Consider the following 11708-nt stretch of genomic DNA (forward strand, 5'->3'; position numbering starts at 1 on the left):
TCGTCTTCTCCTTGAGATGCAAACTAAGAGCAAAAAGTTGCAAAAAAAATTCATTTTAAGTTCTAATTTGTCCGGCGATAGCTTTATAATAGAAAAAATTGTATTTTTAGAGATTATACCCTACTAATATGACATAAAAAGGAGCAATACTTGGAACTAGTTCTCATCACAAACCTGATTGTAATGATCATTTTCGGTCTAGGAGGCTTTTATTTAGCCAAATTCAAATACCAAGCAGTAAATGGCGTTAGCCCGGAAGAGTTAAATGCCCTTCGAAATGATAATGCCGTTTTACAGACTAAGCTAGAGCAGGCGACTTTGTCTTTAAACGATAAAGAGCGTCTTCTTAAAACAGAAGAGGATATGACTCGCAACCTCGGAAAGGATTTGGCAACTAGAAGCTCTGAGTTAAAATCATCCGATGATCGCAATAAAGAATTGGAAGCAAAATATGATTCTTTAACCTCTGAATTCAAATCGCTTCAGGTTAAATCCATTGAACTAGAGAAAAATCTTTCAGGCAGAAATATAGAATTTAAAACGCTCGAAGAGAGTATGAAAAAACAAAAAGAAGAAATCGAAAAACTAAATACAAAGTTCAATGATGAATTTAAGAGTATTGCAAATCAAATTTTACTGAATAATTCTTCTTCCTTTAATAAACAAACGGGTGAAACACTGGATACTATCCTGAAACCGCTCAGAGAGAATCTAGAGAAATTCGAGAAGAAAGTAGATAGCACTCGTATAGAGCAAGCAAAAGAAACTAGTTCTCTAAAAGAGCAGATTTCTCTTTTGGAGAAATTGAATACCTCCATGACAGAAGAAGCGCGTAATCTAACGAATGCGCTCAGAGGAGATAATAAAGCTCAAGGAAATTGGGGGGAAGGAATCTTAGAAAGAATTCTAGACAAATCAGGACTTGAAAAAGGAAGAGATTATACTATCCAGCAACAGTTTAGTTCTGAAGATGAAAAGCGTTATACCCCTGACGTAATTGTAAATCTTCCCGACAACAAAAATCTGATTATCGACTCCAAGGTTTCTCTTGTTGCTTATGATAATTATTGTAGCACAGACGACAAAGAACAAAAAGCCAAATACCTAAAAGATCATATTGATTCTTTATATAATCAGATTAAAATGCTTTCCGCAAAAGAATACTTTAAACTAAAAGGACTCAACACTCCTGATTTCGTTTTATTGTTTATTCCAATAGAACCTTCCTTTTCACTCGCTATGCATGAAGACCCAGGAATCTACAATCATGCTTTTGATAAAAATATTTTACTCGTGACTCCTACAACTTTAATCGGAGCCTTGCGCGTAATCAGTGTTATCTGGAAACAAGAGAAACAAAATCGAAACGTAAATGAAATTGCAAAAGAAGCAGGTGGAATGCTAGATAAGTTTCAAGGATTTGTAGAGGACATGAAAAAAATCGGAGACTCTATTGCGAATACAGACAAAGTTTACCATTCTGCCTTTAATAAACTTTCTACGGGAAAAGGAAATCTAATCAATCGTGCACGGAAGATTGAAAGCCTAGGTGGCAAGGGAAGCAAAGCACTTCCGGAAGACCTACTTGGTTTAGAAGAGGATTAGTGGATAATTGTTGTTTACTGCTGGACGCAAAGTAAACGTGGGAGGGCTGCATTACATGGTGGGGGACCACCTCCGCTGATACTTGCGACTGTGAGCATTGTTGCTTGACCAGCTTGCCCATTACCCGTTGTCGATGTCCAGTCAGTAGCGCAACGGTTTGACGAAGTTGTCCAGTCTGTATTAAGACCAGTCCAATAAGGAATGCCCGGAGTATCAAAGGAGTTTGTCAAAGGAAACACAAAAATACTATTTGCATTGGTTGTCTTAATTAGAGTTGTTCCGTCAGTTCTAAAATAACTAGTATTTGGTAAAAAACCCAATCAACTTGACCATCGCCTGCATTTGCTGTATTGGAAGCCTTTCGATTCGTCCCATCCACAATCATTGCTTTGTATGTATGCGGCAGAATGGAAGGCTTTGCTCCATCTGAATTACAGAGTGCATCGGCTCCTGCGATTCCACCTAAGTTTCCATTCAAAGTAGAGGAAGAAATAAATGTTCGTTTTTCTCCTACATCCATATTTGTAAGAGTTAAATCCGCTGGATTGAGTCCATGATAACTCGCATCACCACTGGTTGAATTACCAATCACAATGTTGTAATTAATATTTCCGTCTGCAACGGAATCATCAACTCCATTTACAAAAACTGTTTGTGGAGTATTGTAATTAGCCGGTGTGAAGGTTAAAATTGCAGTGCTAACCGTTCCCTCAGCGGTATTGGAACTAGAAATGGGAATGGTCACATTGGCAGTCGGCGCAGAATTTAGTCGAACTGTAAAACTTGCAGTGAGGCCAGACTCATTTGTATTTCCACTGATGGCACTTACAGTTATTCCAATAGAATCGTTATCGGCGTTAATTACATCTACATCAGATGGATCTAATCCGTTATAGTTTGCATCTGTGCTAATTGCATTTCCGGTCAAAATTTTATAAGAAATACTTCCGTCGGCAATTGCATCATTGACTCCATTTACAAAAACTGTTTGTGGAGTATTATAATTAGCCGGTGTGAAAGTTAGACTCGTTATGCTAACTGTTCCTTCTGCGGTATTGGAACTAGAAATTGGAATTACCACATTAGCTGTTGGTAGAGAATCTAATACGACTGTAAAACTCGCAGTGAGTCCTGATTCCGTTGTAATAAGTCCTGCTGTGGGCGTAAGAGTAATACTGCCTGGAATAGCAGTTTGCGTAAGAGGAGCTGAACTTGAACTCGAAACAGATGTAGGAACCCGAAGGAGATATGAAAGATAAGCGATATTAGCCAAATCAGGAGACAAATTCGGTATGCAGCTTACTATAGGAAATGCAATAAAAAAATATAAAGTATGCTTTTGAATAAATTTCATAAATCACTCCTTCCATGCAAAAGAGAAAAGATAAATTCAATATCTCCTCCTTTCTTTTTTTTAATCAATGTAATTGTTCTTAGATTAACAACTAGCTAATGCTATACTTTCAGATTTCAATTAAAAATTCAAATCGACTTGAAAACTAAGGTCTTAGCTTGTGGGGACAAACCATTTTTCGACATAGGCCTTTCTTATAAGCGTTATCTTAAATTGGAAAAGAGTAGATTCTTCATGGATTGGATTATATCCTCATATGGTTCAAACTCTGGAGTGTCTTTATGAGAGAGTAAGTAATCAAATCGAACGTTAATAGTATCGCCTAACGTAAAGGAAAAGAAATTTGGTTTCACTTCAATTGATAGATCAGAGATAAAGTTGTGGTTAAGGCTCGTTACTTGGTGATTCATTAGATCGATTAAAATTTCTTTATACACCTCGAGCGAAAGTTCTTTCTCATTAGAAACAACAAGCCGAGGCTTCGGACTTACAAAGTCTCTCACCTCTTTATAGCTCAAAAAAATCTTCTCCGCTTTGCTGAATACTTTAACTTGCGTGAGATATTTATACCCAGATGCAACCGGACCACCTGCTTCATAAAATTCTATTGCAACCGGATATTCTTTAGTGTTCGAATAATCTAAAATATTCAATATTTCCTCTACAAAAGATAGTTTTAAAACTAATACAAACTTTTTCCAGAACTTTTTTAGCAAAATTAACGTTTCCTTTCGATTGTAATTACTCGGGAGGGTGAATAGTTTAGAAAATGGATTGGAAAAAGCTGGCAAAGTCCATAGATGACTATTATGGCTATGACTCCCAAGTATTTGCCTAGAATAGGCTTTGTATGTTTGATTGTTGTTCAATCCATTTTATCAAAGGACATTCCTGATTTTGGAACTGTGAAGGAATCTGTTCGATCTTCTGAATTGATACTTTTGGATAGGCATGGTAAGCCGCTCCATGAAATACGAAATAATAAAATCAGCCGTAGAATGAATTGGGTGAGTCTAGATGGCATTTCTGCGGCAGTCATTCATTCTCTACTCATTGCAGAAGATAGACGTTTCTTTGAACACAAAGGTGTGGATTGGAAAGCTATTACCGATGGCGCATTACGGTATTTTACCTTTCGAGGCAAAAGGGGAGGTAGCACGATTACAATGCAACTCGCTTCCATTCTTGATATAAGGCTAAAAGGAAAAGCGGGAGGTAGATCTATTTCTCAGAAGTGGGACCAAATCCGTTATGCGCAAGAGATCGAAGAAGCATGGACGAAAGAAGAAATTTTAGAAGCCTATTTAAACTTGGTGAACTTTAAAGGAGAATTAGTTGGAATCGATGCAGCCTCTCGCGCACTCTTTCAAAAAGAAGCGCATGGATTAAATGAAATAGAATCTAGCATCATTGTGTCTTTTTTTAAATCTCCTTCGGGAAAAGAATCTCGCATTGTAGAGAGAGCCTGTTATATTGCAAGAGAGCAAGAAAAAGAATTAGACTGTGATAAGATTAAAGGAAAAGTGCGAGAAATATTTTCGAGGACATATTATATAAAACCTCGAAATGGTTTTACCTATCATATTGCGCACGAACTAAATCAAACAGGTGTGCAAGAGTTAAAGACTACACTTGATAAAGACATTCAAATCTTTTCACAAGAAATTCTTCGTAAACAATTACTAAATCTAAAAAGTAAAAACGTAAAAGACGGAGCAGTATTGGTATTAGAGAATAACACCGGTAATGTGCTTGCCTATGTTGGTGGAGCAGGAAGAGATACTTCCTCTGCCTATGAAATTGACGGAGTAAAATCAAGAAGGCAGGCTGGATCTACGCTCAAACCTTTTATATACGGGCTTGCCTTACAAAATAAAATCATAACGGATAACACGATATTAAACGACAATCCGGTTGATATACATGTAGGAACAGGAATTTATAGTCCTTCGAATTATCAGGATGCTTTTCACGGAGATGTTTCTGCTAGAATAGCTCTTGCTTCTTCTTTGAATGTTCCTGCTGTGAAAGTATTGGGAATGTTAAGCCTGGATGAATTTGTATTTAAGTTGGGAGAGTTGGGATTTACTGAATTAAGAGAAGCGGATTATTATGGTTTGTCTTTGGCTCTAGGTTCTTTAGATATTAGCTTAAAGGAATTGACGAACGCATATCGAGTATTAGCCAATGGAGGAGTCTATTCTGAAATTCGAATTAAAGAAGATGATCCTAAGAGTGTAACGAAGAAAATTTTTACCAAAGAAGCAACGGAAATAATCAGTGATATTCTTTCTGACAAAGAAGCAAGGGCGCTTAGCTTTGGATTAGAAAACCCTCTCGTAACAAGACATACTAGCAGTGTTAAAACGGGAACTAGCAAAGATATGAGAGATAATTGGTGTATTGGGTATAATCATAAGTATACGGTGGGAGTATGGGTAGGAAATTTTTCAGGTGAGCCTATGTGGAATGTAAGCGGTGTTACGGGAGCAGCTCCTGCTTGGCGCGATATAATGAATCGGCTTTCTGAAGGAGAAATCTTAGTAGAACAAACGAAACATCCTAAGAGCGAGAATGTATTTATTAAATCAGAAATTCAAAATAAAACTAGCCTGATGAGAATTACGTATCCAGCAAATCATACTATTATTGCGGTAGATCCTGATATACCGGAGAACAACCAGGCTATATTTTTTGAATCAAGCAAAACAGATAAAAGCGTTTACTGGGTGTTAAATGGTAAAAAGCTTGAAGAAGTAAAAGGGATTTATCTCTGGCATCCAAAGACAGGCAAATACAAATTATCCATTAAAAATAAAAAGGACAAAATTTTAGACGAAGTGGTATTTGAAGTAAGATGATAAACTATTTTAAGAAAACTCCTATAGAACTTTTCGAATCTTATCCAAGTTTTGAACTCTATATCAAAAGAGAAGACAAGACCTTTGCAGGTTTTGGAGTGAAGCTAAAGAAGATATACGGACTGATTCAATTCTTAGAGCGCGGTCATATCAAAGATGTGCTTATCTATGGAAATCCACATTCTAATTTTATGGCGACATTCATTACTGTATTTAAACAAAAAGGATTTACGGTTCATACTTTATTCTACACGAATGATCGGAATCTAATCACTGCTGATTCCATTTTAAGTAAACGATTTTCAGATACGGTAATTCATACCGGCTCTAAGTCAAATCGAGAGTTCTATATCAATGAATTTAAAAAAGGATTTCCGAATGGATTTGTAATTCCTGAATTTGGAATTCATGAAGCGGGGCTAAAGGGACTTAACCTCCTTTGGAAGGATTTGGAAGAAACAAACTTACCTGACTATTTGTTCTTTGATATTGGAACCGGATTTACTGTGTTATCCGCACTCGCATACTTCAAAGAAAAAGAGATTCAATTAATTGGTGTCGCAATCGGAAATAAAATAGATAAGATACCAAATGATCTAGCCGCTAATGCAGAAAAGCTAGGCTTAGATAAATCAATAATCTCAAAACTAAAAATCCTAGAGCCAACTACTTCACCCGCCTTTGCAAGTAAGAATAAAACACTCGAAGACTGGATTCGTAAAGTATGGAAAGAAAAACAAATCCCATTAGAGCCAGTCTACTCCGGCAAAACACTATTTACCGTTACTGATTATATCAAGAAGCAAAAGCTCAAAGGAAAAGGAATTTATTTACACCAGGGCGGATTATTGAATCACTTGAAATATTTTGAATAGGTTTATTCTTTCTCTTCTTTTCTTAGCAATATGGGAAAAGAATTACTCTATCTCGGTTGTTAAACTCATTGTCTGAATCAGGATTTATAGGATTGGCAGGATTTTGCTGCTGCCGAGCATCTTAAGGTGAGGCTTGGGAGTTCCCATATTTTATCTATTTCCAGAGTTCGTTTTAATTGAATTAAAGTATACTTACTTTCCTTTCACTAAATCACTCCTAACCCTTTTAGTTTTTCAACTTTATCCTGCTCAAGCATTCCATCTTTATGCTTTGCCTTTTGCCGCATTAGCCAACCATAAATTTTTGTAGGATTTCGATTTTCGTCAGCAGACTTAAATATTCCCTTCTCAATTTGATCTTTTAGTTCTATAAAATTTTCATCCCATAACTTTTCTTTCGCCGAATCATTTTCTAAATCAAAGCCAATTTCTTTTAAAAGATCAATTTTTTCTTTTTCTAATTTTCCTTCTTTGTATTTTGTTTTTGCCGCGTAAACCATTTATATAATTTAGTGACCCTTCCATTCTCATCTGTAGATTTGAAATTTCCTTGTTCGATTTGATTTTTTAATTCAACAAAGTATTCATTCCAAGACTTATCATTTTTTTCAAAAATCTGATCTTTTCCAAGGTCAATTCCTATTTCGCTAAGAATTTTAATTTTTTCTTTCTCAAGAATACCCTCTTTGTACTTAGCTTTTTGTCTTTTTAACCAATTATATATAGCTGATGTATTTCCTTTTCCATCAGTAGATTTGAAAGTCCCTGTCTCAACTTGACTTTTTAATTCAAGAAAATATTCACCCCATGATTTTTCTTCAATCATTCGGTTATTTTCGAAATCAATGCCTATTGACTGCAAAAGCTCAAATTTTTCCTTTTCAAGATTACCTTCTTTGTATTTTCTTTTTTGTCGCTTTAGCCACCAGTAATTTCTTACATTCTCACTTTTTTCATCTTTAGATTTCAGATTGCCGTTCTCAATTTGTTTTTTTAACAGAGCAAAGTTCTCATCCCAAGTTTTTTCAATTTTTTCAGTCTCTGATTCATTTTCAAGGTCAAAGCCAATTTCTTTTAACAAATTGACTTTTTCTTTCTCTAAATTACCGTGTTTGTATATTGCCTTTTGCCGCGTGAGCCATCGATACAATACTGGAGTAGAGCCGTCTTCGTTAGTAGATTTAAAAATACCTTTTTCCATTTGACTTTTTAATTCAATAAAATTTTCATCCCATGATTTTGTATTTCTTTCAAGCATCACTTCATTTTCAAAATCAATTCCAATCTCTTTTAGTTTTTCTATCCTATCTGATTCTAGTTTTCCTTTTTTGAAGAACATTTTTTGATTCATTAACCAAGAATAAAGATTGTTACCCTTTCCATTAATGTTAACCGGGAGTTTATCTGTATTATTCTCAACAAAGTAATTTTTAACTTTTTGATACTTTTCATCCCAAGTTTCATCATGTGCATTAGGTTCCCAAGGAAATCCTATCAAGTCTAATTTTTCCTTTCGTTCTTTTGGATATTCCGAAGTATTTTGAGATTGACCTTTCAGCCAATTTCTTTGAGCAGCACACCATTGTCCGATCGAACCTTCATTAAAGGTAGGCCAACGCTTGTTCTCCTCATAAAAATTAGTTAATGCCTGAAATTTATTTTCCCAAGCTTCTTCCAATACTTCATTCGCATTTCTCCAATCGAAGCCTATCTCTGCTAATTTTTGTATTTGTTCTGGAGGAAGTTTTCCTTTTTTATATTTCTGTCGCTGGGCAACTAACCAAACGCCTAACCTTGATTCTATCTCATTTTTATTCTTTTTTCCATAAATAGGAAAACAGTCATTTAACTCTTTGAATTTTCTTACTTCCTGAAAAGTATCATCCCAAATTTTCTCATCTGTTTTTTTATTTTCAAACCTATCAATGAATTGCTTGAAATTTAACTCTTCTAATAATTTTCGTTTGGATTCATCTAAAGTTTTATTAACAAATTTATCTACCTGATTTCTAAGCCAGTTATAAATATCTTCATTATCACTTCGAGAAGGAAATTCTTCATTCGTAACAAACCATTTTTTAAGTTTTTCATAAAATTCATCCCATCTATATTCAAATGGCTCAAACGGAAAGTTAATCGAATTTAGTTTGGCTAATCTGTATTCTTCTAGCAATCCTTTTTTGTAATCTGAACGAATTCTTAAAAACCAAACACCTAATCTATGGGCGACAGGTTCCTTATTTCTTTGACTCGGATACTTATAATTATTCTCTTTCAAATAACTTATTAGCAAATCAAACGTTTCGTCCCATACTTTATCTTGAAAATTGCCTTTAAAATTTAGATCAGCAATTCTTTGTTTACGGATTTGATAAATTTCTTCGTTTTCTTTCTTACCTTTTTGAATTTGAAGCCATTGATAAAGATATGCATTTTCTTCTTTCGAAGGTTCGTAATCATGCGATAAACGATATTCTTTCAACTTTTCAAAGTTTTCCTCCCAATTTCTATCTTGTAAACTTCCTTTGAAATTTAAGTCAGCAATTCGTTGCCTTCGATTTTTATAGAACTCATCTTCTCGTTTATCGTTTTTTTGAGCTGTTAACCATTGACTTAAAACTGCATCATCTTCTTTCGATGGCTCATATTCATGTGTTAATCGGTATTCTTTTAGTTTCTCAAAGTTTTCTTCCCAATTTAATTCATGCGAATCCCATACAAAATCAATAGTATTTGTCTCTAAATATTCCTTAAACTTCATAAACTGCAAATCCCATGATCTTGCAGTTCTATCAATGATTTGGTCAAAGATAGAGTTTTGTAGTTTTTCTCCAAATCCTTCCAAGAAGATTTTTTCTTCCTGCTTTAACTCAAAGGAAACTTCAATATGAGACGATGATTTTGATTTTTTACCTTTTCCAAATGCGATGGAATTTATTTCTTCTTGCAACCGTTCATCTTGGTCACAGAGAGAGCGGATAATAGAGATTAGATTTCTGAATTGGCTTTCTACGATTGCATCTTCTACTTTGTCTTGGTTTACATGGAATACTGGAACGACGATATACCCGATTTGTTTATTGCGAGAATGGTCTAGTCGGAGTGCTCTACCGGAAGCTTGGACTATATCTACTTTTGAATTCTTGGGATCACAGAAATAAACTAAATCAATTGCTGGAACATCTACACCTTCCGTTAGACAGCGCGCATTTGCGACGATGGATTTTTCGGAAGTTTTGAATTGATTGAGGATAATGGCTCTTTCACTCGTATGCTGTTCTCCGCTTACATAAAAAGAATCTATTTCTTTGAAAAGTTTTGCATGTCGTTCTGAAAATTTCTTTGCATAGGTTACTCTAGAATGAAATGTAATAGCATGATTGGCATTGTATTTTTTCATTACAATTTCTAGAGCGTAATTATTTGCCCAGTCTTCCATTGTAAATTCATCCGAGCCTGCGTATCTTCTTTCTTCAATGAATTCCCGTAATTCTGAATCTTTGACACCAATGGCGATGATTTTATAATCCACTAAGATGTTTTTCTCAATCGCATCTTTAAAACTCATTCGATAGATTTCTTCGCCAAAGATTTTTGCATCATTCATATCGTAGAGAAATTCATCGTCGTTAGTCGCTCGTTGTTTCAGTGTATCACTCACAACTCTTGGAGTCGCAGTCATATAAAGTCTTCTGGCTGCTGGAAGTTTTATATTATCATGGACTAATCCAAATAAGCCTTGTGTGGTTCCTGCTGTCTTATGCGCTTCATCACAAAGAATTAAATCAAATTTAAAATCAGAGTCTTTTATAGATTCAATAATTACGGGTAATGACTGGTATGTGCTGAAAACTACTTTACCCACATTTCGATTTAAGAAAGAAAAAACTTCCTTTGGATCAGTAGATACAAACCCACCTACTTCATACGAATGAGAGACTAGAGAATCAGCTTCTTCTGAATTGATGTCCTTTTCTGAGCAAACAGAAATGTAATGATAGGGATTTGATTTTTGTTTTGCCCAATCATTTTTAATTTGCCTGAGCAGTGCGAGCGACGGAACTAACACAAGAGTATTCTTTGCATTTAGCCTTTCTTTTATCCAAAGTGCAGTAAGAGTTTTACCCGCGCCGCAAGGAAGAATTAATTGCCCTCGAGTATTAGATTGAAAATATTCTATCGCTGAGTTAATCGCTGTTAGCTGATGTTCCTTTGGAGAATACTTTAAACTCTTTTGTTCTACTCTGCCGAATAACGCTTGGTATATTGATTAAAAGGTTGAATCTTGAATCGAGAGTAAATCAGAGATTCCATAGAATGTAAAATGCTCATTTCTTGTAATAGAAACTTGGTCGATTCCAGATACATTTGAAAATACAATATACCCATCTGCTTTAGGACAAAACGCAAATAAGTGTGCAATGGAATCCGGTTTCCAATGTAGAAAAATAGATTCATCAGTTCTATATTTGCATTGAACCGCAATGAATCGATTTTCATTATCTTCCAATAATAAATCTATTCCATGCTCTACTTTTCCCAGACCAAGCTTCTTTTTGATTGGTTGCGGTATATCGTTGTATAACCATACATTGATATAATCATCTTTGACTGATGGCTCGTGTAGATAATAAAGCTTAGTAAATTCTTCGAATAGTTTTCCCGCAAATACAGTTCCTTCTATTTGCAAAAGGGAATCCATTTCCTTTTTTATTTCAATCCAAGCCTTTGCATTTTCAAGGATAGAAGTTAGTTTATCTGTAATTTTATTCTGGTGCATAATACTCGAAAAACGGAAAATGTCTTTATGTAGTGACCATAAAGACAAAGTAATTCTGTTTTTGAATGAATTCTTGTCAAGGGAAAGTATATATTACTCAAAATAACTAGTAATATAAATTCATACTCTTGCCAAAGGGGATTGCTCCTACTAAGTTAAACAAGTTCTAAAAGTCAGGGGATTTCAAGAACATAAAGTCTCAACTAACCAACACTAACCGCCATATCTCGTTT

Annotated in this window: 9 protein-coding genes; 3 read left to right on the top strand and 6 right to left on the bottom strand. The window is 35.0% G+C overall.

Translation table 11 applies throughout. From position 1 onward, the window contains the following. The first annotated feature begins 150 nt into the window (after nt 1-150). On the top strand, nt 151-1605 hold the full coding sequence (rmuC, locus tag IPH52_10015; GenBank protein MBK7055374.1) for a DNA recombination protein RmuC: 1455 nt from the start codon (nt 151-153) through the stop codon (nt 1603-1605). A gap of 14 nt (nt 1606-1619) precedes the next feature. On the opposite strand, the gene IPH52_10020 is transcribed toward rmuC, so the two are convergent. From IPH52_10020 to IPH52_10030, 3 genes are all read right to left on the bottom strand, one after another. Continuing rightward, nucleotides 1620-1925, bottom strand: a complete 306-nt coding sequence (locus IPH52_10020) for a DUF1554 domain-containing protein (GenBank protein MBK7055375.1) — start codon at nt 1923-1925, stop codon at nt 1620-1622. Continuing rightward, a complete protein-coding gene (locus tag IPH52_10025; GenBank protein MBK7055376.1) occupies nt 1874-2959 on the bottom strand; it encodes a DUF1554 domain-containing protein in 1086 nt (361 codons plus the stop codon). Before IPH52_10025 ends, IPH52_10020 begins: the two co-directional genes overlap by 52 nt. A gap of 203 nt (nt 2960-3162) precedes the next feature. Next, on the bottom strand, nt 3163-3675 hold the full coding sequence (locus IPH52_10030; GenBank protein ID MBK7055377.1) for a hypothetical protein: 513 nt from the start codon (nt 3673-3675) through the stop codon (nt 3163-3165). A gap of 84 nt (nt 3676-3759) precedes the next feature. Here IPH52_10030 and pbpC point away from each other — a divergent pair, with 84 nt between their 5' ends. Next, nucleotides 3760-5820 carry a penicillin-binding protein 1C gene (gene pbpC, locus IPH52_10035; GenBank protein ID MBK7055378.1) on the top strand — a complete coding sequence of 687 codons (2061 nt, stop codon included), beginning with the start codon at nt 3760-3762 and terminating at the stop codon, nt 5818-5820. Next, nucleotides 5817-6695, top strand: a complete 879-nt coding sequence (locus IPH52_10040; protein MBK7055379.1) for a pyridoxal-phosphate dependent enzyme — start codon at nt 5817-5819, stop codon at nt 6693-6695. The genes pbpC and IPH52_10040 overlap by 4 nt, the downstream gene beginning before the upstream one ends. A gap of 206 nt (nt 6696-6901) precedes the next feature. On the opposite strand, the gene IPH52_10045 is transcribed toward IPH52_10040, so the two are convergent. The 3 genes from IPH52_10045 to IPH52_10055 all read right to left on the bottom strand — a co-directional run bounded on the left by IPH52_10045 (nt 6902) and on the right by IPH52_10055 (nt 11475). Next, the gene (locus IPH52_10045; GenBank protein MBK7055380.1) at nt 6902-7195 is read right to left on the bottom strand and encodes a hypothetical protein; all 294 of its coding nucleotides are present in this window, start codon (nt 7193-7195) and stop codon (nt 6902-6904) included. Then, on the bottom strand, nt 7153-10764 hold the full coding sequence (locus tag IPH52_10050; protein MBK7055381.1) for a Helicase associated domain protein: 3612 nt from the start codon (nt 10762-10764) through the stop codon (nt 7153-7155). The genes IPH52_10045 and IPH52_10050 overlap by 43 nt, the downstream gene beginning before the upstream one ends. 201 nt (nt 10765-10965) lie before the next feature. Further along, entirely contained in the window at nt 10966-11475 is a 510-nt protein-coding gene (locus tag IPH52_10055; protein MBK7055382.1) for a hypothetical protein, read from the bottom strand. Nucleotides 11476-11708: the final 233 nt, after the last annotated feature.

The organism is Leptospiraceae bacterium, from assembly GCA_016708435.1.
Taxonomy (GTDB): Bacteria; Spirochaetota; Leptospiria; order Leptospirales; family Leptospiraceae; genus UBA2033.

Coding starts and splice junctions, on each gene's coding strand:
- IPH52_10025 (MBK7055376.1), bottom strand. CDS start 2,959: ATGAAATTTATTCAAAAGCATACTTTATATTTTTTTATTGCATTTCCT.
- pbpC (MBK7055378.1), top strand. CDS start 3,760: ATGACTATTATGGCTATGACTCCCAAGTATTTGCCTAGAATAGGCTTT.
- IPH52_10040 (MBK7055379.1), top strand. CDS start 5,817: ATGATAAACTATTTTAAGAAAACTCCTATAGAACTTTTCGAATCTTAT.
- IPH52_10045 (MBK7055380.1), bottom strand. CDS start 7,195: ATGGTTTACGCGGCAAAAACAAAATACAAAGAAGGAAAATTAGAAAAA.
- IPH52_10055 (MBK7055382.1), bottom strand. CDS start 11,475: ATGCACCAGAATAAAATTACAGATAAACTAACTTCTATCCTTGAAAAT.